Here is a 24,568-nt window from a genome sequence, read left to right on the forward strand (position 1 = left end):
GAAATCAATGTTGTCTACCAAGGATAGAACCGATACCTGCAGCGATCAAATTCGCGCTTTCCTGGCGTCGAATTTCTATATAGCCGATCCAGAGAGCCTGGAGAGCGACACCTCGCTTCTCGACCAAGGCATCGTGGACTCGACGGGGGTGCTCGAGGTTATCGGCTTCATCGAGGAGACCTTCGGCATCACGGTCGAAGACAGCGAGCTGCTGCCCGAGAATCTCGATTCCATCGAGGGAATTGCGCAATATGTCATGCGCAAGAGAAACTGATTTGCCGACATCTCGCGCAACTCTGTTTCAAGTCCCCGACCGTTTCCGGTTGCGACAGCGCGTCTAGGCCTGTCGCGACGGCGGTGCTTACGCCTGCGCCTTCGTATGCCCCACAACCACCCTGCCCTCGCCGGCCTGGTTGGTGACTGCCCGGATACTCTCATAAGCCTTGGAACGCTCGAGCAAACTCATGACCTGCCGGTCCTGGCCAAGCCCAACCTCGAAAAGCAGGATGCCTCCGCGCCGCAAATAACGCGGCGCGTCCTTGAGCACTCGCATATGGATGCTCAGACCGTAGGGTCCGGCTGCGAACGCTTCACGCGGCTCGAGCTCGACCAAATGCGAACGATCGCCCTCGAGCCGTTTTTCCGAAATATAGGGCGGGTTGCAAACGATCACGTCGATCGTGCCGTCAAGCTCCAAGCCGGAGAAGGCGCCGAACAAGTCGCCCTGAAGCACCGTTACCCGCTCCTCCATATCAAGATGGGTGACGTTGCGGCGCGCGACCTCCACGCATCCGTCGGTAAGATCGCTTGCCCACACGCGCGCGGTGGGAGCGTGGTGCGCGATGGCGCACGCCAGATTGCCCGCCCCACAGCACATGTCGACAACGCGAGGCACCGGCAAGTTCAGTTGGCTCAGAACATCGAGAGCGGCGTTGCCGAGCAGTTCCGTTTCCGGCCGAGGAACAAGCGCACCGGGCGAGACCAGCAGCTGCAATCCCATGAAGGTGCTGCGGCCCCTGCCGTAGGCGTCGGCAACATTGATCTCTTCGCTCACGACACTCGCCTCCCCGTTTTAGCCGGCGTTGGTGGCCGACAATTGCGTTCCGATGAAGTGTATCTCAAAACCGTTTAACTCTCGATCGACAAAATCAAAACCCATCCGTCCCCAGACGCTTCGACGCCTTGATGCTACAAAGATGACCATAAGCTTCTGCGCTGTGTCATGATTAGGAATATCTCCTTACCAGACCCGGTTATCCCCAGCCTGGCGAGCCAGTTGCCGAATTCTCAGCCTGGCGTCACGATTTTGCTACATTTTAATCAAAGAAGGCACATATGTAAGCAATTCGTAATGTTCCAGCAGCGAAGGGCGGAGCTGCTGCTTCCCGGAAGGTTAAAGTTTGTCCCTCATCGAAAGAACCGACGAGATTGCGCGGCAATTTCGCGTCAAAGAGCGCATATCATGAAGTCAACCAAAGGGCGCTCGCTCGATCTACGATCCGCGATGTTCGGCTGTGTGCACGGCCTCGTTGGCGTAGGCGTTTTCTCCGCATTGATAAATATCCTCGCCTTGACCGGCTCCGTCTACATGCTCCAGGTCTACGATCGCGTGCTGCCTTCGCAGAGCGTGCCGACTCTTGTCGGATTTACAGTCGGGATGCTGGGACTTTACGCGGCCTACGGGCTCCTCGATTTCGTGAGGCTTCGCCTGTTGGTCCGCATCGGCAGCCGCCTGCATAGAAATCTGCAGCAAAAGGCGTTCGCAGCCTCGCTTTCCCTGCCCCTCGTTGCCGGGCCGGATGCGAACCGGGTACATCCGCTTCGTGATCTGGACCAGCTACGTGGCTTTCTTTCCGGACTGGGGCCGACAGTCTTATTCGACGCTCCCTGGATACCATTTTATATGGTGGTCATCTATCTGCTGCACCCTGCGCTTGGCGTGCTGGCAACGCTCGGCGCATGCGCCGTTGTGCTTTTGACGGTGGCTGCGGAGATCATCGGCCGCAAACCTGCGGCTCGTGCGTCTGAAACACTCGTTGCGCAGCGGCTTCTGGCCGATTCCGGCCGCCGCAACGCAGAGGTTGTTCAGGCTATGGGCCTGTCCGCCCCGCTTAGCCGGCGCTGGAACGAGGTCAGTCATCTTTATCTGAAGAACCAGGAACGGCTCTCCGACGTCGTTGGCGCAGCGAGCTCACTGTCGAAGACGCTCCGAATGGCCTTGCAATCATGCGTGCTGGGGCTTGGTGCCTACCTCGTGATCGGGGGCGAGGCCTCGCCGGGTGTGATCATAGCGTCGTCCATATTGCTGGGCCGCTCACTGGCGCCGGTCGATGTGGCGATCGCAAATTGGAGAGGGTTTCTGGCAACCCGCAAAAGCTATTCCGAGCTGGCGGCAGCGCTGGATGCTTTTGATAGCCAGCAAGAGCCAATGGAACTGCCACGCCCAAAGGCGGAGCTTGCGGTCGAGGAATTGACGGTCGCGCCACCAAGTCTGCAGAAGCCAACAATCTTCAATGTAAGCTTCCGCTTGGCGAGGGGCGCAGGGTTGGCGGTCGTCGGCCCGAGCGGCTCCGGCAAGACCACGCTCGTGCGCGCTTTGGTCGGGGCATGGAAGCCGCTTCGAGGAACGGTAAGATTGGACGGCGCCTCGCTCGATCAGTGGAATTCAGAGCTGCTCGGCATTCATATTGGCTACCTGCCGCAGGACGTTGAGCTGTTCGACGGCACGATCGCCGACAACATTTCAAGGTTCGGCGGCAAAAGCGACGCAAGGGGCGTGTTGGCAGCTGCCAAAGCTGCGGGCGTGGACAAGATGATCATGCGTCTTCCGCAGGGTTTTCAAACACGCATCGGAGAAGGCGGCGCAGCCCTGTCGGCTGGGCAGAGGCAGCTCGTCGGACTTGCCAGGGCACTTTACGGTGATCCATTCCTCGTCGTTCTTGACGAACCAAATTCCAATCTGGATGCAGACGGCGATGCTGCTTTGGCCGGCGCGATCCTGGCAGTGCGTCAGCGCGGCGGTATCGTGATCGTCGTTGCGCATCGCCCCTCCGCTCTCGTCAACATCGATCAGGTACTCGTCCTGTCGAACGGGATGCTCCATTCGTTCGGTTCGCGCGAAGACGTTCTGGCAAATGTGATCCGGCCCTTCCCGCGTCCGGACAAGCCAAACATTGTCGTTCCGCTGCAGCACGGTGCAAGCGGGCATGCGTGAGGTATTGCTTAGTGTCTAACGTGACCATGTCGTCATATGCTGCGGTCGCTGGCGAAGGCCAGCCGACCGGGGCGAAGCCAGAGCCGGATGGCATTCGAGCCAATTTACCCTGGGGCAATCTGCTCCGGAGCCTGGCAGAACATTCTCGTTCCGCTGCACAGAGGTGCAGCCGGGCATATGTGAGGTATCGCTCTACTGTTACCGTGTCGCCATACGCCGCGCCCGGTGGCGAAAGCCGTTCGTTGGAAACGAAGCCGGATCCGGATGGCATCCGGGCCAATCTGCTCTTGGGCTTGGCAACCAGCTTGCTGTTGATCTTTGGCGGAGGGCTGTGGTTGGGATTGACCAAGATTGCCGGCGCGGTGATTGCGCCTGCAACTGTGGTGGTCGAAAGCAACATAAAAAAAGTCCAGCATCAAACCGGCGGCACCATCGGCGGAATCTTCGCGCAGGACGGCGATCACGTGAAGGCCGGCGACGTGTTGGTCAGGCTGGACAACACATTGACCCGAGCAAACCTGCAGATAATCACCGAGGACCTCAATCGAGCCACCATTCGTCTGGCCCGGCTGGAAGCCGAGCGCCAGGGTCTGCCGGAAATGCAGATCCCGCCTGGCCTTCGGGTTCAAATGGGTGACCCGCAAGTGGCGGCGCTTGTCAGTGGCGAACGTGCCTTGTTCGAAAGCCGTGCTGCGGCGCTGGCTGGCCAGAAGGCACAATTGCAAAGCCGCGCGAAGCAGCTGGAACGTCAGATCGATGGCCTCAAATCGCAGCAGTCTGCGACGGATGAGTCTCTGGATCTGCTGACCAAGAACCTTGCTGACGTTGAATCTCTCTACGCAAAGAAGTTGGTCTCCAAGGAGAGGTTGAGCACTGTCAGCCTGGAGAAGACCCGGACTCGCGGCGAATCGGGACGCCTTGTCGCAGCGATAGCGGAGGTACAAGCTCACATCAGTGAAACGGACCTGCAGGTGCTTCAGCTCGACGAACAAATGCGGAGCGACGTGACCAACGAACTTCGCGAAACGGAAGCCAAGCAGACCGAACTCAGTGAGCGCAAGGTGGTGGCCGAAGACGAGCTCGGCAGGACAGACATTCGCGCCCCGCAATCAGGCACGGTACAAGAATCCTCGGTCCACACCGTCGGAGGCGTGATTGGCGCCGGAGAGGTGCTCATGATGATTGTGCCCGATTCCGACAACCTTGTCGTAGACGCTTCCATTCCTCCGTCGCGCATTGATGAGATCCATCCCGGACAGCAGGTGTCGATCCGCTTTCCGGCGTTCGACGCCGGCACTACACCGGCTTGCGAAGGCTCGGTCAACCGCGTCTCCGCAGATCTGATCAAGGATCAGCAACGTCAGCTTTCCTATTTTTCGGCGCGCATCGATGTCGAGAACGAAGCGACCTGCCTGACAGGTGAGAAAATCCTCAAACCGGGCATGCCCGCCGAAGTCCATATAAGAACCGACGAGCGCAGTGTCTGGTCCTACTTGATGAAACCTCTTACCGACCAATTTTCCAGAGCTTTCAGGCAGTAAGCGGCTGCCAACCCAGTGGCGGCCGCTTGGCTCGAGGCGCAGCCGATCTATCGGATCGCCGCGCTCTCGAGAGCGCTGCTGAACCTTACCTCGATCGTGTCTCCCGGCATGACCTCGGTGTCTTCTTGGGCCGGCTGTTTCCGCCATTCTTCGCCGACCCTGCGAACGATCGTGACCTCGGCTTGGATCGTCTCACCGGCAACCGGCAACGGCAGGGCGGCAGCTCCCGTGGGCTGCAACTTCTGGCTGGCGGCGCGAAGTCTTGCATTGATGTCGGCAAGACGCACATTGGTATCTTTCAACTCAGTCAGCAGACCTATCCTTCTTTGGTTGTCATTGCGTTCGTGCTGTCTGGCAAAATCAGCCTGCTGACGTCGTGCTCTCATAAGTTCAACCGACGTTTCGAGTGCCCGGCTGGAAGAGAGTACCAAAGCGCGCCGGACGTCGGCGAGCCGGTTATTGGTGAGATTTCCGGACTCAAACGCTTTCCTTACGCGCGCCAGCTCGTCTTCGTCCGCCTTCACGCCATCCGCTTCGGCCTGCTCGCGTTTGAGCAAGGTCTCGGTTTGTGCAGCGGCATCCTTGCCACTTTTATCGAGAAAGCTCTGCTCTTGCTGGAAGTTGTCCAACGAGAGCTTCAGCCCTTCTGCTTCGGCCTGGGCGATCGCCGATGCAAAAACTGCCGGCAAGGGCGATCCTTGTGGTGGCTGCATGTCGAAGCTCGATTTGCCCTGAAGTTCGGCGCGAATGCGGGCGCTGTGATAGTAGTCTCTCGTGTATTCCCCCCAAAGCGATTCGTAATCGCGCCGCAGATCCACCGGATCGGGGCCAACCTGGTTTGCCCGGGACCGCAAAAGGCTGAAACCACCTGACACGGCAATCGCCTGCCGCACGGTCATCAGCGGCCGGTAGGCCTGCTGTCCGGGAGTGAGCACATCCCCTGTCACATAGATCGGCCGATATTCTGCGACCACGGCGGTCACGTCTGTCGGCTTGATGACGATCATTTGCTCCCGCCCGTCAGGCAGACGATGGTGGAATATCTTGGTTGGCAGGATCGTCTGCATGCGTGTTTGCAGTTCGGCCGGGCTTAGGCCGCCCACCGAAACCATCCCGACTTCGGGAAGCGCGATCGTGCCGTCCATCTGGACCACGGCACGTTGCGTTCGCTCCGGGATGGAGGCAATTCCTATCTCGACGGTGTCGCCGGCGGAAAGTCGATAGGCGACCTGCGCTTCCGCTGCAGCGGCCGTATCCATGGCAGCCAGCATGCCGAGCACGACAAGAAGGATTCGGTTAACAAGGACCATTGGTGACAATCTCCTTCTGGTTCGAATCCAGCGACAACGGCGGAGCCAATCCACCCAGGCGAAAGCTCATGTCATGTAACCCATCTCATGGCGCACCCGGCCTTCGCTGAGGCGTCCCTGCCACCATCCGATGGTCCGCTCCAACCCTTCGCGCAGGCTGGTCTGGGCGCGCCATCCAGTCTTGCTTTCGAGGAGCGAAGAATCAGCCAGCAAGGCACGCACCTCTGAATTCTGCGGCCGCAGGCGGCGCTCGTCGCGGTGAATTGGTTTCTTGCAGCCACTCAACTCGACCACCAGATCCAATATGTCCGAGATCGTCACGGCGCGCTGGCTTCCGGCATTGTAGGCATGGCCAAATTCGAGCTCGGCCGAACCTGCGGTCAAAAACGCCGCCGCAGTGTCTTCCACGAAAGTAAGATCGCGGATCGGGCTGGTGTCTCCCACCATGATCGCCGAGCATTTCTTGTCGAGAGCCTGACGTATGATGGTCGGTACGATGGCCCGCTCGCTCTGGCGTGGGCCATACGTATTGAAGGGCCGCATGATGACCACGGGGACGTCGAACGATCTGGCGTACGACTCCGCCATCATGTCCGCACCGATCTTGGATGCCGAATATGGTGACTGTCCCTGCAACGGGTGTGATTCGCTGATGGGCATTGTCAGCGCGGTGCCATAAACCTCGCTTGTCGAGGTGTGCACCACCCGCTCCGTCTCCCATTGCCGCGCCGCTTCGAGGACGTTGACCGTGCCCAGGATGTTGGTTTCTACATAGGACTGGGCCGCGGCATACGAATATGGGATCGCGATCAGTGCGGCGAGATGAAACACCACCGCCTGGCCACGCACGATCCGGTTAAGGAACGCGCTGTCACGAACATCACCGCGGATGAGGTTCAGCTGGCTTCGAATGGTGTCCGGCAAATCGTCCAGCCAGCCGTGGCTGTCGAACGAATTGTAGAGAGCCAGCGCAGTGACATCCGCGCCGCTACGGACGAGTGCTTCGGTGAGATGCGACCCGATGAACCCATCGGCACCGGTAACCAGAACTTTCCTGCCCTTGTATGCCATGACCCAAGCGTTCCCCCTATGACGTGAGGCACTGACTTTGCAAATCCACGAGAGCGCGGGTATTCTACCTGCTCTCACGTTCCGATCGGCGGCGGCGAAACGACGCCAAGCACCGCCAGCAAGCCGCGCACCATCCAGACGACATCAGAGACGATCGTGCGCTGCGGATAATAGGAAAGGTCGAGCCTGGCCTTGGCAGGAAACAGAACCTGGCGGTAGAACAATAGCGGGTCCACGGATCGCGGATAAAAATGCGCTTCATTCCGGAAGAGAACCTGGGCCGGACCCAACAAGCCTGGCTTGTATTGTAAAATGTCCTCAAAGCCCCCACGAAAACAATCGGCAAAGGCAAGGCTCTCCGGGCGTGGACCGATGATTGCCATCTCGCCTCTGAAGACATTCCATAGCTGCGGCAGCTCGTCGAATTTGGTGGCGGCGAGGAACCGCCCGATTGGCGTCATGCGGCTGTCATCGGCCATGGTCAGCGCCAGGCCACCGGGATCGCATCGCACTCTGAATTTGCGGAATTTGTACATGCGGAATGGGCGAGCACCGGCCCCGACGCGGGTCTGCGTAAAGAAGATTGGCCGACCGCCTTCCAGCAGCAGCGCCAGGGCAATCAGCAGCATCAGCGGAGCGAAGACGATCGCCGCGGCTGCAGCAATGACGAGATCGATTGCTCGTCTCACAGCCCCGTGGGCGGCGCTCGAGACGTTAGGCCGGTGAATGGCTAGGTCCAGGGCATTCATGCGGCTGTTCCTGTCTGAGCGCAGTTATTGACCGCCGCGGCAAGAGCGACCACTACCGTTTCGACCAAAGGTGCGGTGATCTGCGGATGCAGCGGTACAGTGAGTTCGCGCTGGGCGAAATCTTCCGTGCGCGGTAAATGAGTACCGGGAATGAGCTCACGATAGAGCGTCATCTGGTGCACCGGCGGGTAGTGGATAGTGGTTTGTATCCCTTGCGCGCGCAGTGCGTGGATGACGTCTTGCCTGTCGGCGTAACGCGGCAAAAGGATAGGCATGATGTGGTAGGCCGACGTCCGCGGCTCGTGGAACGGGATGGTCACGGCCGGGCAATGCTTCGCGATGAGACGGCGATACAGCATCACCAGGATACGCCTGATCTCATTCCACTCCTGCAGATTTTGCAGCTGGACCAATCCGATCGCAGCCCGCAATTCATCCATGCGATAATTGAATCCGAGCATGGTGACATCATACTGCGGGGTGCGGCTGTTCAGCCTTTGACGTGTCCCGGTGGTCATCCCATGTCCACGCGCCTGGCGGATCGTCTCGAGCAGACCGGCATCCCTGGCAATCACCGCCCCGCCTTCCGCCGTGGTCATGTTCTTGTTGCCGTAGAAGCTGAAGGCGGCCGCGGCACCAAATGTCCCCACCTCCTTCAGGCCGGGCGCATGCGCCGCGTCCTCGACGATATGCAGCCCACGGGCACGGGCGAACTTCTGCCATTGTTCCCGATCGGCGAGGTAGCCGGCGAAATGGACGAGAATGACTGCCTTGGTGCGGGCCGTGCATTTCGCTTCGGCTTCCGCGATGGACATCAGCGGCACATCGGCCGACTCGATGTCGACGAAAACGGGGGTCGCACCAACATAGAGGACCGCATTTGCGGTCGCCACGAAAGTCAAGGATGGGACCAGCACCTCGTCGCCCGGGCCGATACCAAGTGCGTGCAAAATGAGATGAAGCGCTGCGGTACAAGAACTGACCGCGACGCAATCCTCCGCACCATGCACGTCGGCAAAGGCTTGTTCGAAGGCTCGTACCTGCTCCCCCATGGTCAGCCAGCCGCTGTCGATGACCTTGGTCAAAGCAGTCTTCTCCGGCACACCCAAGATCGGGGCACTGACCAAGAGCATCACAACCTCCTAGACTGATAACTGTGGGAACCGCGCTGGTGACTTCATCATGCAGCCGTCGCAGTGACCTCGATCGAGGCCGACTGGTCTTCCCAGGAAATGGTCTGTGCGTTCTGAAAGTCGTCGACGCGCCCGATATCGAGCCAGAGACCTTCATGCTTGTACACGTGCACGGTTGTGCCGTTCTGCATCATCTGGAGCATCAGGTCGTCGAACCCAAAGGGTATGCCGGACGGGATGAACTGCAGAACGTCTGGATTCATGCAGTAAATCCCCATGCTGACCAGATGCGACAGCGTCGGTTTCTCGCGAAAGGTCTGCACGGTATTGTCGACTTCGTCGATGACGCCGAAATCCATCTTGATCAGGCGACAGGCTGTTGCGATCGTCACTGGATCGGTGTGCTTACGGTGCGCTGCTACAAATCGACTGAGGCTTAGATCCGTAAGGACATCGCCATTGAGAACGATGAATGGCTCCGTCAGTTCGTCCCTGATCAAAGACAATGGCCCGATGGTGCCCAGCGGCTCCATCTCCTGCGTGTATCGAATTTTCAGGTTCCACTGCGAGCCATCTCCACACACGGTGCGGATCAAGTGGCCGAGATATCCGGTTGTAATATAGACTTCCTGAATACCGTTGCGTCGCAACCATTTCAGAAGCATCTCGAGAACCGGCCGTGCACCGATCGGCATGAGCGGCTTCGGCAAGATCGAAGTGAAGGGGCGGAGGCGTGTTCCCATTCCACCACATTGAATCACCGCTTTCATCCTGGTCCTCCCTTGTTCATTCGGCCTGAACGCCATCGTCACGGGCCGGTTATCCTACCCTGGTCAGCACCCGGGAAACGCGTTCTTGTCCCCTCAGAAGAACCGGTGAGATTTCCCGTAGAAGACCGGTGAGATTTCCCCACCGATCCCTGATCCGGACATTGCATCTGGATGGTATGTGGCCGTCGGGGTGCGTGTCGTCGTGCATTCGAATGGTAACAATTCAGCCGTTTTGCTGTTCTATACCTACAGACCTATGGCAGTGCTGAGACCAGCCGGTCTGTCAGCTTTCCAAGAGGTCAGAACACATGTTCGACGACGTTCGGCGGGTTTCGCTCACAAGGGGCAAAAAAAGAGGAGCGTTTCCCGTCATTTAAGATTATATTAGAAATCTGGCGTTTGCGGCGTTGGGGTGCCGCGGCGTCGGCTGGATGAATCGACGAGTGAATGGCTACGACTTTCAGGCCCATCACCGTTCAATCCATTCAGATACGCGTTGGGGTAGTTCAATGTATCGAATCGTCATCGCCGACGATCACGGCTTGTATCGTCGTGGCTTGCGATTGGCACTGACCGCAGGCATTCCAGGTGTGGAGATATTTGAAGCGTCTTGTTTCGACGCGGTGCTCAGTTTGCTGGCAGAGCAATCGTTCGTGGATCTTGCGATCCTGGACCTGAATATGCCGGGCCTGTTCAATCAGGAGGTGCTCGGCGGGATCCTGTCCGCCTATCCGGACACGCGATTTGCGATCGTTTCCGGAAACGATTCACGCTCGGAAATACTCACGGCTCTTTCGATCGGGCTTCATGGCTACATCGTAAAGTCGCAGACGGACGAAGAGGTCGTTTTGGCTGTCAATGAAATCCTCTCCGGCCGCATCTATGTTCCTGCACTTCTGTCACGCCCGGGTGCAACGCAAACAACCCACGCGCATACACACTCCGAGAAAGGCCCACAGCGACGTACCACAGGCCTCAACCTTGGCAGGCTGACCTCGAGGCAAAAGGAAGTCCTCAAGCTGATGGCGGAAGGCTATTCAAACAAGGAAATTGCTCGCGACCTGGAAATCGCAGAGGCGACCACGAAAATCCACGCTGCTGCGGTCCTGCGTGAGTTGGGGGTACGCAATCGGACAGAAGCTGCCGTTATGCTGAAGACATGGCTTTCGAGACATGCCAGCTAGAGCGCCGCGCGTCCTTTTGGACATGCAAACGGCGCCCAAGGTTTCATGCATATACTGCATATACCGAAACTGCGCTGCGGCCTTTGGCCAACGACATCCCTGGAAAAGAACCTAAGCGCATCTCCAAGGCCATTCAGCGCGACGCGTCTTTTAGGTATCTGCTTTTCGATCGGAGCACTGCACTAGGATCCGATTTCCTTGCGTGATAGCCGCAGCGAATACCGCAACCCGTGGTCAGTTATTTCCAGTTTGGGAGAGTGACCGACAAGCGGCGCTCCATCTACTCCGATTATCATGGAACCGAAGCCATGACGGACTACGCTCGAGGTCCGCCGCCGTCCCGATTCCACCCACTCGAACACGATCTCACTGCCTGTGTCTTCAGGTGCAAATGTCCAGCTTACGTCGATCCGGCCTTTTGGATCGCCAAGCGCTCCATATTTCATGGAATTGGTGGCAAGCTCGTGGACGATCATTGCAAAACTCTCGGCGGCGCCTCCCGACATCACCACGGAAGGACCGCTGACCGATATGGCGCGTGTTCCCATATATGGTTGCAACTCTTGAGCAACGAGATCGTTTAGCGCCCCCGATACGCTGCCGTTGCGTGAAAGAAGCAGATGGGTTGCCTCGAGCGCGCGTATCCGGTCGATCAGCATTTCCTTGTATTTGGCAACATTGTTTCCAGGAACATCGACCATTTTCACGAGCGCCGTGATCACCGCGAAAACGTTGCCGAACCTGTGGCGTTGTTCGAGCATAATGCGCTCCCGCTTCTTTGCCGCGGCGCGCAGCAGCGTGGTTTGTCGTCTCTCGCTCAGGTCGGCAGCCACTCCAAGCCGCTGTCCTCCATCACCCTGTCTTTCCTCCCTTCCGCGCAGGGCAACCCAGCGGATATGCCCGTCCGGTCGACGGACGCGTATCTCAACATCGTAATTCATGGCCGATGATGCGGACTTTCTCGATGCCGCCAGCTTTGGCCAGTCCGCCGGATGAACGACAGCTGATAGTTCCTCCAAACTGCGGCTATTGGCCTGGGCCAAGCCGAGAACGTCCCAGAACGTGTCCGAGCCTGTGACTGTCCCGTCTTTAAGGTCGATCCGCCACGTGGCCAAGCGTCCAGCAGACAGAGCGAGGTCTAGCCATTCCTTCTGAGCCCGAAGCGCTTCGTGAACAGCTCGTCGTTCCGAAATATCGTCGACCACCACGAAGATGCTCTCCGAGAGTCCCCCCTCGGGCACGGACGAAGAAAGCGTTAGCCTGGCCCAGAATGCCGTACCGTCCTTTCTTAAAAGACGGACCTCCGAAACGAACGAAGCAATGTCGTTGCCTAGGCCCGCCAACAATTGCGCCAAGGTGTCCCGGTCGTTCGGGTGGGCGAGCGTATCGAGCTGCAATTGGGCAAGCTCCTCCTCCTTGTACCCGGTCATCTCACAAAGGCGTCTGTTGGATTGCAGCAACTCACCTTTCTCGTTGGTGTTCGCGAATCCCATGGCAGCACGTTCGAAGGCCCAACGATAGCGGCTTTCGGTCGCCTCGACGGCAGCGAGCCTGGCCTCCGCGACTTCCAGCAGCTCACGCAAGTCCTGCCGTAGGCGATGGAACGTCATGGCAATCACCCCACCCGAAACCAGAAGCAGGATTGCGCGTGCCCAATCGCCATTTGAAATCTGATCGTATCCTCGCGCCCAAAGGCCGACCGCCACCATCAGAATGGTCGCAGCGAGCGCAGGCACACGATCTTCGAGATAAGCGATAATAATAATAGCCGGAACAAATTCCAGAAAACTGGCGCCTTGCCCAATATAGGCTGACGATTTTATTTCAAATATCAGTGTGGCAGCTAGTACGGATGCAGAGGCAATATGAGTTAGCAATCTGCCCGACGGGTTCGAATTCGACCTGCGCGACTGCGAGCTCATGGACACAGACTACAACCTTCTGACTAGCCCGTCGAGACTAGAGCAAAAAACGTACAGCTTAGTACCACTGCCGGATTGCCATACCGCTATCATAGCGCGCATTTTATCGGATGCAGCAGGGGCTATGAGCTGCCTTAGAACTGTCAGATCATATTGAGTTTTCAAGGTGGTGATGAACACGTTATCCGTCAGCGCATAGAAGACTAGAATCCATCTAAACATAAAAGACTATCCGAATCCCGAATACTTATTTTCGGGCGTGTGTGAAACTTTGGGTTAGGGGTAGAAAATGAATCTGATCGATAGACATGTTGATGCTTCTTCGGGCGGTAGGTACATTGCTACGAGGACCAAGTACGATTTTGACGCGCGGAATACGCGACCCTCTTCTGGTCACCTTCCCGATCGCGCATCGGATCCATTGGACGCACGGCTTGGGGAACCAAAAGGCCGCAGTCTGGAATCCATAACCGGCGTGCTTGATCGCATTGGCTGTGGCTATCTCGTGCTGAATCGCGAAAGAAAAGTAGTCGAGTGGAACGCAGCCGCCCAAACCACGCTTGAGCGCCAGGGCGAAGCGGCTGACACGGCGAGCGGGCTTACGGCCGCACTAAGGCGGCTGATCGCGAATGTTCCGGGCCAATTCCTGCCGGGCTCGTTATCCTGGGTGGTAATCCGCAGCAGGGGCGACCGGCCGGTGATACTGAACGAGAACGGAGTTATTGCTCCCGACGGAACGAGCATCGTGGCGTTGCTGGACCGGGACAACAGGTCGGGGCCAAATCCTCGCACGTTGCAAAGAATGTTTGGCTTGACGAGCGCAGAAACGCACCTCGCCTTGCGTTTGGCTCAGGGCGACGCACCTTTGGAGATCGCTCGCAGCTGGCGTCTCAGCCGCACCACGATCCGTTCCCAGCTTGCCTCGCTGTTCGCCAAGACCGAAACGAAACGCCAGGCGGAACTGGTGGCCCTTCTTGGGCGTATTTCGGTCCTGCCATAAGGGCCGGCCACTTAAATGCAATCGCCGGACGTCGGCGTCCGCCCGGGATCCAGACGACGCAATTTGGAGTGTCATGATTTGGCAGGTCGTGCATCGCGTTGCGCGGTTCGTGGCACCGACGTCGCTTGAACTCCACCAGGTTCGATGCGCTGACGTAAATATCGGAAGCTGGAATCTCGGACCGGCAATTCGGTACTGTCGAACGGAATTCGAAAGGCGACAAGTTGGACAACGATCTATGCAGCGAGTCTGTCCTTGCCGCAACGGAGAAGGTGGAAATCGCCCGATCGCGTTCGGATCAAGCGGTGAAGAGACTTGCGCGGACAGGACCGATCGTCGTCACCGGCGCAGCAGGTTTCATTGGTTTTCACGTGGCCTCGCGGCTTTTGCGTCTGGGTGTCAAAGTCGTGGGCGTCGACAATTTCACACCCTATTACGATCTGCGGCTCAAGGAAGCGCGGTTTGCACGCCTCTGTAGCGAGGCGGAGTTCACGCCGATACGAATGGATCTGGCGGATGCCGCGCGCGTTCAGTTGCTGTTTTCAAACGTTCGCCCCTCACACTTTGTCCATCTCGCGGCTCAGGCCGGCGTGCGTCATTCAATTGTTGACCCGCACGCCTACGTGCAATCGAACATAGTGGGGTTTCTAAACGTCCTTGAGGGCTGCCGGCATTACGGCGTCAGTCATCTCGTCTACGCCTCCTCGAGCTCCGTCTACGGCTTAAATCGAACCATACCGTTTTCCGAGCACCACGGCGCCGATCATCCCGTCAGCTTCTACGCCGCCACCAAGCGTTCGAATGAATTCATGGCGCATTCCTACAGCCATTTGTTCGACCTGCCCGTGACGGGACTGCGCTTCTTTACCGTTTATGGCCCCTGGGGCAGGCCCGACATGGCGGTCTATTTGTTCACGCGCGCGATCATCGAGGGCAAGCCAATCGAAGTAGCCAATGCCGGCCGCGTCTGGCGAGACTTCACCTATGTCGACGATATCGCTGAGGGCGTGGTTCGGGCACTCGCTGCACCGCCGCGGCCCGATCCGAATTGGGACCCTTGCACCGCCGACCCTGCTACAAGTTCCGCGCCGTGTCGCGTCTACAATATCGGCAACGACCGGCCCGAGGAGATCAACCGGCTGATTTCGATCATCGAGACCGCCCTTGACAGCCGGGCGCTTCGCGTGGATGTGCCGTTGCCGCCTGGCGACGTTCTGGAGACGCGCGCCGACGTCAGCGATCTCCGCAAGGCCGTCGGCTTCGCCCCGGCGACACCGCTTGAGGACGGAGTGCAACGCTTTGTCGAATGGTACCGGGACTTTCATGGAACGGATGCCGCGGTCAGCATACGGCAACAAACGTCGGTGAATGATGAGGCCACGGTGTAGGCCGCGCCTTGTCGGGCAACGATCTGCCACTCGGCAAATTTGAGATTTCGCATTTTTTCGGACAGAGAATAAAGCGAGTGTCGGCCCCAAAGCCGCCCCCGCCAGCCTCTATCCGACACAATCTTGGACTCGAAATTTCTGAACGCTGATGCCGTCGAGTATCGGGCGCGATAACATCAGATCAGCGCAGGAACCAATGAGGCGGCTGGCCTTCGACTGCGCGCGTTCTGAGCGACGCCAGCGCAAAGATCAGCCCAGGGAGAATTTTCAGCCGTTTGCTGATATAAATCGACATCGCCACATTCCAAATCGCCAACGCAAGCGCGAGGCCCACTGCGGCGCCCGGCGCGCCGTAGAGCGCAATTCCTGCGGCACAGCCCATGATGCTGGCCGCGGCGCCGGCGATCATGGTTGCGGCTGCCGCCCATTCGTTTCCAGTCATCATCAAGAGGAGCATCTGGGGTCCGCATAGCGCGACAAAGACATATCCGAGAATGAGTATCCGCGCGACGGGTGCCGCTGTACTGAAATCTCCGCCGAACCAGCTCAACAGAGGTTCAATAATCGCAAGCATCGGGATGGCCATCGCTATGGCGCCGCCAGAGGAAAGTAGGGCGGCCCGTGAAAACAGCTGCTGCAGAGCCATCCGATCGCCTCGGGCATGAAGGGCGGCCGCTGTCGGCGCAAACATCGTCGAGACAGCGACCAGGGAAAGGCTCACAAGCAATGCGACGTTCAATCCCAAGGCGAAAATGCCCGCTTCGCGAATGTGATGCGTCCAGCCCAGCACCATGACCCCGGCCCGGCTGATGAAAACATCGAGCCCGGCCATGAGCATCATTGGCGGAACCGCGGACCACCATTCCCGCGACTCGTCGCCTGGCTGAACCTGCCGCAAGCCGGGCGGCTGAAATTTTGCCGCCATGATGAACACCAGGCCGACCGTGATGGCTGAACTTGCCAGCACCGCCTGCATCACCAGGGGTGCGTTGGGGGTCCATGATCCGGATAAGACCGCCATTCCCAGCAACGTCAACAATAGGCCGTCGCGCACGATGCGTTCCGGCATGAGGGCCGAGACACCGCCGCCGAAAGCACGAACAAGTGTTGCGCCCAACGCGTAGGCGGTGACCAAAGGCACTGCTGCCATGCCTAGCAGCTGGCTGGTTTGAAGCTCCTTGTGAGAAGAATCCGAAAAGAACAAGACCAAGGCGGCGCCAATGATGCCGAATAGTGTCGCTGCCGCCAGCGACCTTTGCAGAGCAAACCTGATTACCCCGTGTACCAGGTCAAGCCGCCCTTTGGCACTGTAGGCGGAGACGAAACGCAGCAAGGATACATGGAACCCAAGCGTTGCAAGATAGGCAAGCACCGAGGTCCAGGCCAGAACATAGGAGTAGATGCCATAGCTGGTGGAGCCAACGATGCGCGCAATCAATAACTGCGCCAAGCTGGTCAAGCCCGCACCCCCGATATAGACCAAAAGAGCGAAGATGCTGGCATAGCCGAGACCCCGGCCCGTGTCCTCCTTGTGCGGCAAAACCATATTTGTTGGAGCAACGGAGGCCGCAGGGAAGCGGGCGAGCTTCGGATCGCTGCAATCGTCGATGTCTCTTGCGCCGGCGGGCCCAGCTCCGGTCTGCGAACTCTTCGATATTATCTTCCGCTCGACAGACTGACTGCCGCGACGGTCGTTACGCGGAAGCCCGCATGTGACACTCATGATGTTCTCTCGAGCAAGAGATCTGCGCTGTCCCCAAACCGATAGCCAGCGTGTTTCTGTAGATTGACGTGCGTGAGAACGCTGCCTACGGGGACCTGAGCCGTCTCGTCCTCCGTCAGCAGCTGCAGAACACCGCGCGCGATGCTGCGACGCGTCCTGCCCCAGCGAACGGCGAACAGAACCACGTCAGCCCAGCCCGTCAGTAGCCTGGCCTCAGGTCCTCCAAGTCCCAGCGGTCCATTTATAATGACGACGCTGTAGATTGAGCGCAGCTCATCTGTGACCAGGGATCCGTCGATCATCGACAGCTGCGGCAGCAGATCCTCTGATGGTGCCAGCGCCATGAAGTCGATTCCAATTTCAGGCATTCCCGTGACCGCGTCGTGCAGGGGACAACGGTCGTTCATATAGTCTCCAAAGGATTTATGCGGCCGGAGCGCGCCGAATTCGTTCAGGAACTCGTTCGTGAGGCGGGCGCCCGTGCTGTCAAGATCGAGAAAAAGCACTCGTCCCCCAAGTCGGGTAGCTGCCAACGCCAGGCTCCATGCAAGCTCGGTCTTGCCATCATGCCGGATACTGGACGTTACGAGGATGACGTGCGAAGCGCGGCCCCTCGCCTTGTTGAGTGTCACGGTGACGAGGAGGGAAGTGATGGCTCGGCTGTAGCTGGACTTTCGTTGGCCAAGAACCAGCTGCTGTAGTCGTTTCGCGTGTATTGTGGGCGCTTCCGGTATCAGCCCCAGGCATGGGACCCTGAGCGCGGCTTCAGCTTCGGCCTCGCCGCACAAGGTCTGATTGAGGCGGCTGCGGACCATCACGAAGATCCCGCCAATGAGACCAAACACGATCATGCCGGGCGGAATAAGGAAGATGGGCGGCAGGGTTTTTGGATTCGTCGGCGGCCACGCCGCTGAAAGGATCGAGACTCCGGGCAAGGGAGTTGCGATACGCTGCACCAGATCCTGTTGTTGCGTGAGTAGCTGGTTGTATCGCTGCGTCAAGATGCTGACCTGCGGCTCGAGCGCACGCAAGCCGGAAAGCCGGCCGGCTGTGTCGGCCACCACCGCATCAAGCACATTCTTGCGCCCCTCCAGAGCCGCAATCTGGGCACGGTAGATGTTCGCCTCCGCAGCAATGCGAGCAGTGCCTTGTTCGATCTCGCGGTTGATTGCAGTACTCAGGCCCGCATCCGCATTGTCGTTGGCTTGGCGAGCCGCCATGTCGGCCAGTACCGGTGACCCGATCGCTTCGGCGAGCGCCGCGACCGATGCTCCTTCCTTTCGCAAAGCCTCGATGTGTTGAAGGCGAGATTCCGTTGCGGAGAGATCCGCCTTCGACAAAGATATCTGCTGGCTGAGCTCGGCTGTCTCCTTGGCAGCGTTGTCCGCCGCACCTTGATCGACCGCGCCATGGCTCAGCCGATACTTTTCCAGGCGGTCGGTTGCTTTCGCCAAGTCGCTTTGTACGACCGGTAGGCTAGCGACGATCGAGGCGAGTTCCAGTCTGTCTGACGCCCTGCGCTTCTGTGCGAGATCGTCGATGTATACTTGGACGAACGTATTGGCCACAAGGGCGGCTCGCGCCGGATCGTTGTCGGTAAAGCCGACCGTGATCACTCTTGATCGCAGTTCCTGTCCAACCCTCATGCCCTTCCGTAATGCCTTGAGTTCGTCTTCATCGGCGGCCGCCGGCTTGCCCTGCGGCCAAATGCTTTCCAGCAGACCGGCTGCGAAGGTGCGTATGTTCTGCAAGTCGCCGCCGGCCGGAGCGGGGCGTGAATTTCCGGTTACGACATCCCCTTGCTCAGCAATGTTACCAACCTCCGTCTTGCGCAGGGCTGCCACCACGCGACGCAGATGCCCCTGCGAAGAGAGCATGGTTAAGTGGTCATCAATGCTCGCATCCAGCATCTCCTGCGCAGAATCTGCGCCTCCGGGAGCCGCATTCCTGCCAGGAGCATCGACAATCACCTGTGCGGTCGACTCGAACAGGACGGGACGCGCAAAACCCGCAAGCCCAGCCAACACACCGCCCAAAATCACCATTGCAAGCAGGAACCATTTTCTCCTCGCGACGGTAATAAGGAGTTGATGGAAGGGGGTCTGCGCGTCGATCTGTTCGCGCAGGAATGGCCTCATGCGCGGGTTGATCTCGCGCGTCGGCACGTGCATTTCAGTGGCGCGCGGAAGGTGAATGCGGCTGACTATGGAACCTTCCATCTTATACTCCTGTCAGTTCGAGCACTGTAGACATGCCCGTTGCCGGCCCTGGGGGCCGCCCGGCCTCGTTGCGCCAGGCCTGGAACATCAATGCGGGCCACAAATCACGAGAATGGTCCTGTCTTCCGTCAAGGTGGTCGCGCCAGCACATCGCGACCTTCGCAAAGTCGAAGATCCCATCTCCGGAGAGGCGCATATCGGCGACCAGATCGCTGGCCCAGTCGCGCAACGGGCCTCTCAGCCAGACCGCTATGGGAACATCGAAACCCTGCTTCGGCCGGTCGATCAGCCGTTGCGGAAGATAGCGGCTCAGCAACTGACGAAGTATCCACTTGCCTTTGCCATTGCGAACCTTCGCATGTGCGGGCAGCCGCCAAGCGAATTCGACAACCCGATGGTCGAGAAGCGGGCACCGGCCCTCGAGGCTGTTGGCCATGCTGGCACGGTCCAACTTCACCAGTATATCGTCGGGCAGGTAGCCGGCCATGTCGTCGTACAAGAGACGGGACAGCAGGCCATCAAGCCGGGGTGACTCTTGAATTGATGTGGGCGGCTTGTGGAGTGTGAGGCTCTCGGTCGATACTCCGGTCAGCCGTTGATACAATTCGTCCTCATCTGCTGCGGCGAGCAGCCGAGCGAGGCGGTGCAGCCGATCGCTCCGCAGCGCGAGCCGTGCACTCGCCGAAAGCGGCAGCTTGCTGACGAGATCGTAGCGCGCCGCACGGGCCAGCAATTCGACCCCTGCAGCAAGCGTGTGACGCAGCGGCGACGGCAGCGCATGCTGTCGTTTCAACCGCGCCGCCATGAAGTGGCGGGCGTAACCGGCGAAGCATTCATCGCCACCGTCGCCTGACAGGGCCACGGTAACATGCTGGCGGGCGAGCCGCGCCACCAGCAAAGTTGGTATCTGCGATTCGTCGGCGAACGGCTCGTCCCAGATCTGCGGCAATTCTGGAATGACCTCGCGCGCAGCGGCGGCCGAAAGGTGTAGTTCAGTATGATTGGTGCCCAGATGCCGCGCAACCTCCGCGGCGTGGGGAGCCTCATCAAACCCGCCTTCTCCGAAAGCAATCGTGAATGTGCGCACCGGCTTCGGCGACTGAGCCTGCATCAGCGCCACAACGGCGGAGCTGTCGATGCCACCAGACAGAAAGGCACCCAGCGGCACATCGGCTACCATGCGTTCCCGGACGGCAAGTCGCAGCAGGTCGTCGAGTTCGTCGGTCAGTTCTTCGTCGGTGCCGGCGATTGGATTCAGTCGACCGTTCGCGGCGACTTCAGGCAGCGACCACCAGTGTCGGACGCGTTGCGAAAGGGATGCGGCACTGCGCGCCTCGGCAAAATCTGCCGCCGTCACAGACAGAACCGAGCCAGGAGGTAACTTGAATACGCCTTGCCAGATGCAACTGTTACCCGGCACCCATCCCTTCGAAAGCATCGTCGCAGCCGCGTCGAGATCGAGCTCCTGACAGAACCCTGGAAAACGATTGATCGCCTTCAACTCGGAGGCAAAAACAAGCGCATCGCGTGTTGCAGCAACATAGAGCGGCTTTTTGCCCATTCGGTCGCGGGCGAGATGGAGGGTCCTGGTCTTCAGATCCCACAATCCAAATGCGAACATGCCAGCGAGGCGCGTCAGTGCGGTGTCGAGACCCCAACTCTCGATTGCGCACAGCATGACTTCGGTATCGCTGGCGCCACGGAACCGATGGCCAGCGCCTTCAAGTTCGCGGCGCAGATCGCGGAAATTGTAGATCTCGCCGTTGAACGTAATGGCATATCGGCCACTTGCCGAATGCATTGGTTGGCGTCCCGCCTCCGATAGATCGACGATAGCCAAACGCCTGTGGCCGAAGGCGATGCCGGCTTCACGGTTGACCCAGAAGCCTTCACCATCAGGCCCGCGATGACGAAGGCCCGTCGTCATCTGCCCTATGGCCGTGAGCGGCCTGGCACTGGCTGCATCGGGTGCAAGGAGAATTCCGGCAATCCCACACATGCCATCACCTCCGGTCGCTCGAGGTTGCCGAAACCGTTTGCGGCGTTCCGGCAACAAGGCAAATGGTCAGCGCAAACCACACGATTGGATGGCGGATGATCAGATGTGGCATCCCGAAGATAACGATCGACACGACGAGCACGAACAGGGCATCGAGCTTTGCACGCCATGCGCATAAAGCCGCCGCGCCGACAATCCAGGCCAGGGCTAGGACTGCAATCAAACCACCTTGAGTGTATAGATCGAGAATCGTGTTGTGAGCCTCGAAAGGCCGGGGCAGAAACTGGCTGTAGGAAATGGGCGGGCGCTCCAGATGCGGCCCAGGACCAAGGCCCAGGGATCCTGACGTCAGGCCCTTGCCCAATGCATCTCCCCAGAGATGGAGGCGAAGTGCGGCGGTTTCGGCGGTCGCGTCGCCGCCCTTGTCCTTGGTGAGACTTAAGGCGAACTGTTCGACGCTGCCCGCTTCCGTGAGAATGTAGGGCGTCATCGACAAGGCCAACGGAAGGAAGCCAATCATCAACAGGAGGGTAACTTGCCGGGAAAAGCTGGCCTTGCCGTCACCGGTTGCGAGCCATGTCCGAACCCGCAGCCCAAGAAATATCAGGCAGGCCAGGACCGTCGTGTACAGATAGGTATCACTCTTCGTCAGCCTTCCGATATAGATGGTCAGGATAAGGCTGCTGAGCCCGGCCAATCTCGCCCACGGATTGCTAGTGGTCGTCGCAAGATGCAAGGCGAATGGGCCAAAGAGTGCACAATAGAGCGCGAGCTGGTTCGGGTTCTCGGACCAGCCGCGGAAGCGATCCCAGTACCACGGATCGACGCCGGATTGGTGGATCCAACCCCATCCAAGTGCCAGCTGAACAATAAAGCCTGCATTCGCGATCGCGACCACCCACCACGCAGTACTGCGCAGATGACGATCAGCCTCGGGCTCCGCGGCGGCTAGGCAGGTGACGCAGATCAGCAGCAGGTAGGCTATCATATCGTGCATCACCACCGACAGGTACAGCACCGTGGTCAGATAGCCGACGATGGTGCCAATCCCCAGAGCAAGCGTCATGATCAGCCAGAAGCCCGCGACACGGATCAGGGCGGGCCTGACTACCAAGTGACCGCCGGCGAGCACCCGGCCGATCGACAGCATGATCCAAAGCGCGAGAAACAGCTCGCCATAGCCGAGCGGCACTCCCGGAATGGTGAGCTGCGCCGCATAGGACATCGCAACGCCGCAGGCCAGCAACGCGTCGCGGATCATCGGCGCGCTCCACCCAATGCGCGGTTTACAGCAGCCTCTTCAAGCAACGCCGGCGACGCCGGTCGAGCGAAGCCGCCATGGGATTTGGCGCTAAGGACATTGTCGTAGAGATCACAATATTGCTCGACCACCCAGGGCAGCGAGAACTGCGTCCGGACCAGCTCGACAGAGCGAGCGCCCATGGTCCTTCCTTTCCGGCGGTCGGACAAGACGTCTATAATTCGACACGCAAGGCTGTTCGGATCGTGCGGTGGGACGAGATGGCCGTTCCATCCGTCTTCGACCACCTCATTGCAGCCAGGCATCCTTGAGGCGACGATAGGCAATCCTGCCAGCCCTGCCTCCAGCAGGACGCGCGGAATCCCTTCGCGGTATTGTGTCGGAAAGGCGAACAGATCGGCCATGCCAAGCAGGGCAGGAACGTCGCGTCGTGGGCCCAAGGCGATGACATGGGGCGCATGTCGATCAATCTCCGCCTTGTCCACCGCAAATGGGCCCTCGGATTCCAATGGCCCGACAAGCACGAAACGGGCATCGGGCCTTTCAGCCAAAATGCGAGGGACTGCCTTGAGGAGTGTCGGGATGCCTTTCTGGCGAGTTAGCCGGCCGACAAAAATTACGATCTCGGCGGATTGGAGCCCAAGCTCCTCGCGCATTTTCATCGCCGACGGGCCAAGATGCCTTGCCATGGCGAACGCATCGACGTCGATTCCAGAACTGCGGATCACTCGTCCGCTGCCACGTATGATCAGTCGGTAGCGTTCAAAGAATGACTGATCGTCCCGATTTTGGAACACCGTAGCGGCCGTCCATAAGGACGAAAGCCATTGCAGTCCGCAAAAGATTGGGCGCAGGGCCAGGGCGCGCGGTTCCAGGGACGAGAACGTCCAGCCCAGACCGTTGATTGTGCGCACGACTGGAACGCTCCCGCGCACCGCAAGTGGCGTCACCAGGTTGGGCTTGGTGTCGAAGCTTTGGATAATATCCGGCCGGAGTTCCGCCATCAGCTTTCGAATGGTTTTGATGGCGGCCCATTCCCCGCTGCTGCTGGAAAAGCGGTCGAAACCGTAGCTGCGATGCGGAATGCCATGCCGCAGGAATGCGGCTTCACCGCCGCTCGAAACCGCAGTAACCTGGAATCCCTTCTCTCGCAGCGACATCAGGAAGGGGATTCGCAGGGCGTGATCCTCGCCTCCAACACACACGAGGTGCGGATTCATCCTGCGTCTCCTGACCGTTCGCCGTAGCCCGATCGCGCGAAGTGGCCGGCCGTTGAATTTGCTTTCATAGTGTTGGTTTCGTTACCCATCACGCCCAAGATCACGGTAGGGGCAGGCCTTGCCACTGTCCTCGTCTGTTTGAATGACACACACCGTGTCCCGGAAACGGATCGCCGTGCCCAGCCGGTTCAGGTAGCCGCGCGTTGCATCAAAAAGGTCGGCACTGCCCAGATGCCCGAGCACGGAGTGGTCCGTTGACAAACGGCTCGCGCTCCGCGGCACTTTCCTGTCTTGGTGCTGGTTGCCGTCGGAATGCCGCCTAATTTGCGCGGCTAGCTCATCCTCTGGATGCGCGAAGTTTGACCACGCGGGAGATGATCGCCCGTGCCTCCGATGCTAGCAGGATCGGAATGCCGTCGCGTACCGGGTAGGCAAGTCCTGCGCTCTTCGATACGAGTTCGTCGCGATCCCCATCCCAGGCAAGTGAGCCTTTGGTCACTGGGCATACTAACCGTTTCAACAACTCAGGATTGAAAGAGGCATTCTCTTCGGCTCGCCTATCCGCATCCATCTGCTATTCCTTTCTCGGCTCCGACGCGAGCGTCTTTCGCACAAAAGCCATCACCCGACGTTCGAGTCATTTCTGTAAATCGTAGAGTTCCGGCAAGTGTCATAAGCCTTGCAAACTGCACTTTCACGGTAGGTGCAGGCTTGGCCACCTGTCGTCGTCTGTTTGAATGAATTGACATTGAACGGAGCTGCGTGGCGGCGAAGTTGGAGATAGTGTCCTGAAGGTTCTGCAAAAAGTTTTGGAGAGAGAACGGCGCTTGCTCTGAAGGGCGAGCGGCCATGGCACGGTGGTGA

Annotated in this window: 20 protein-coding genes; 6 read left to right on the forward strand and 14 right to left on the reverse strand. The window is 59.1% G+C overall.

Annotation, left to right across the window (positions count from 1 at the left end; all coding sequences use genetic code 11):
• Positions 1-7 precede the first annotated feature (7 nt).
• Positions 8-274, forward strand: coding sequence for an acyl carrier protein (locus NKH29_RS29360; RefSeq protein ID WP_023718550.1), 267 nt, complete (start codon positions 8-10; stop codon positions 272-274).
• An 87-nt stretch (positions 275-361) separates the two neighbouring features.
• Here the strand turns inward: NKH29_RS29360 and NKH29_RS29365 are convergent, their stop codons facing one another.
• On the reverse strand, positions 362-1,054 hold the full coding sequence (locus tag NKH29_RS29365; RefSeq protein ID WP_023718551.1) for a N5-glutamine methyltransferase family protein: 693 nt from the start codon (positions 1,052-1,054) through the stop codon (positions 362-364).
• A 408-nt stretch (positions 1,055-1,462) separates the two neighbouring features.
• Between NKH29_RS29365 and NKH29_RS29370 the strand changes: the two genes are divergently transcribed.
• Complete coding sequence (locus NKH29_RS29370; protein ID WP_023718552.1) at positions 1,463-3,214, forward strand: type I secretion system permease/ATPase; 1,752 nt, start codon at positions 1,463-1,465, stop codon at positions 3,212-3,214.
• Positions 3,215-3,456: 242 nt separating this feature from the next.
• Entirely contained in the window at positions 3,457-4,755 is a 1,299-nt protein-coding gene (locus NKH29_RS29375) for an HlyD family type I secretion periplasmic adaptor subunit (RefSeq protein WP_352589441.1), read from the forward strand.
• Positions 4,756-4,802: 47 nt separating this feature from the next.
• On the opposite strand, the gene NKH29_RS29380 is transcribed toward NKH29_RS29375, so the two are convergent.
• From NKH29_RS29380 to NKH29_RS29400, 5 genes are all read right to left on the reverse strand, one after another.
• Positions 4,803-6,065, reverse strand: a complete 1,263-nt coding sequence (locus NKH29_RS29380; protein WP_023718554.1) for a polysaccharide biosynthesis/export family protein — start codon at positions 6,063-6,065, stop codon at positions 4,803-4,805.
• 66 nt (positions 6,066-6,131) lie between these two features.
• Complete coding sequence (locus tag NKH29_RS29385; protein WP_023718555.1) at positions 6,132-7,136, reverse strand: SDR family NAD(P)-dependent oxidoreductase; 1,005 nt, start codon at positions 7,134-7,136, stop codon at positions 6,132-6,134.
• Positions 7,137-7,210: 74 nt separating this feature from the next.
• Positions 7,211-7,885, reverse strand: a complete 675-nt coding sequence (locus NKH29_RS29390) for a sugar transferase (protein WP_031193846.1) — start codon at positions 7,883-7,885, stop codon at positions 7,211-7,213.
• Complete coding sequence (locus NKH29_RS29395) at positions 7,882-9,018, reverse strand: DegT/DnrJ/EryC1/StrS family aminotransferase (RefSeq protein WP_353001187.1); 1,137 nt, start codon at positions 9,016-9,018, stop codon at positions 7,882-7,884. The genes NKH29_RS29390 and NKH29_RS29395 overlap by 4 nt, the downstream gene beginning before the upstream one ends.
• A 47-nt stretch (positions 9,019-9,065) precedes the next feature.
• Entirely contained in the window at positions 9,066-9,788 is a 723-nt protein-coding gene (locus NKH29_RS29400) for a nucleotidyltransferase family protein (protein ID WP_031193847.1), read from the reverse strand.
• Between the two features lie 509 nt (positions 9,789-10,297).
• On the opposite strand from NKH29_RS29400, the gene NKH29_RS29405 reads away from it, so the two are divergent.
• Positions 10,298-10,972: a LuxR C-terminal-related transcriptional regulator gene (locus NKH29_RS29405; protein WP_352484593.1), complete on the forward strand. Its 675-nt coding sequence runs from the start codon at positions 10,298-10,300 to the stop codon at positions 10,970-10,972.
• A 182-nt stretch (positions 10,973-11,154) separates the two neighbouring features.
• On the opposite strand, the gene NKH29_RS29410 is transcribed toward NKH29_RS29405, so the two are convergent.
• Entirely contained in the window at positions 11,155-12,894 is a 1,740-nt protein-coding gene (locus tag NKH29_RS29410) for a sensor histidine kinase (protein ID WP_353001188.1), read from the reverse strand.
• A 289-nt stretch (positions 12,895-13,183) separates the two neighbouring features.
• Here NKH29_RS29410 and NKH29_RS29415 point away from each other — a divergent pair, with 289 nt between their 5' ends.
• Both NKH29_RS29415 and NKH29_RS29420 read left to right on the forward strand, forming a co-directional pair.
• Positions 13,184-13,894 (forward strand): helix-turn-helix transcriptional regulator, encoded by a 711-nt coding sequence (locus NKH29_RS29415; RefSeq protein ID WP_031193850.1) that lies wholly within the window; start codon positions 13,184-13,186, stop codon positions 13,892-13,894.
• 305 nt (positions 13,895-14,199) lie between these two features.
• Positions 14,200-15,282 (forward strand): NAD-dependent epimerase, encoded by a 1,083-nt coding sequence (locus tag NKH29_RS29420; protein WP_084642620.1) that lies wholly within the window; start codon positions 14,200-14,202, stop codon positions 15,280-15,282.
• 181 nt (positions 15,283-15,463) lie between these two features.
• On the opposite strand, the gene NKH29_RS29425 is transcribed toward NKH29_RS29420, so the two are convergent.
• The 7 genes from NKH29_RS29425 to NKH29_RS29455 all read right to left on the reverse strand — a co-directional run.
• A complete protein-coding gene (locus tag NKH29_RS29425; protein ID WP_051409648.1) occupies positions 15,464-17,005 on the reverse strand; it encodes a lipopolysaccharide biosynthesis protein in 1,542 nt (513 codons plus the stop codon).
• Positions 17,002-19,224, reverse strand: coding sequence for a GumC family protein (locus NKH29_RS29430; protein ID WP_031193854.1), 2,223 nt, complete (start codon positions 19,222-19,224; stop codon positions 17,002-17,004). The genes NKH29_RS29425 and NKH29_RS29430 overlap by 4 nt, the downstream gene beginning before the upstream one ends.
• Position 19,225: 1 nt before the next feature.
• Positions 19,226-21,223 (reverse strand): asparagine synthase (glutamine-hydrolyzing), encoded by a 1,998-nt coding sequence (gene asnB, locus NKH29_RS29435; protein WP_023718566.1) that lies wholly within the window; start codon positions 21,221-21,223, stop codon positions 19,226-19,228.
• A 4-nt stretch (positions 21,224-21,227) separates the two neighbouring features.
• Positions 21,228-22,484 carry an O-antigen ligase family protein gene (locus NKH29_RS29440; protein WP_023718567.1) on the reverse strand — a complete coding sequence of 419 codons (1,257 nt, stop codon included), beginning with the start codon at positions 22,482-22,484 and terminating at the stop codon, positions 21,228-21,230.
• Positions 22,481-23,704, reverse strand: coding sequence for a glycosyltransferase family 4 protein (locus NKH29_RS29445; protein ID WP_031193856.1), 1,224 nt, complete (start codon positions 23,702-23,704; stop codon positions 22,481-22,483). Before NKH29_RS29445 ends, NKH29_RS29440 begins: the two co-directional genes overlap by 4 nt.
• A 337-nt stretch (positions 23,705-24,041) precedes the next feature.
• Positions 24,042-24,275, reverse strand: a complete 234-nt coding sequence (locus NKH29_RS29450; protein WP_084642590.1) for a Trm112 family protein — start codon at positions 24,273-24,275, stop codon at positions 24,042-24,044.
• Positions 24,262-24,568 (reverse strand): hypothetical protein (locus NKH29_RS29455; protein ID WP_353001189.1); only part of this gene is annotated, 307 nt, incomplete at its 5' end. The genes NKH29_RS29455 and NKH29_RS29450, both read right to left, overlap by 14 nt.

The sequence above is a fragment of the Mesorhizobium sp. M1295 genome, from assembly GCF_040318135.1.
GTDB lineage: Bacteria > Pseudomonadota > Alphaproteobacteria > Rhizobiales > Rhizobiaceae > Mesorhizobium.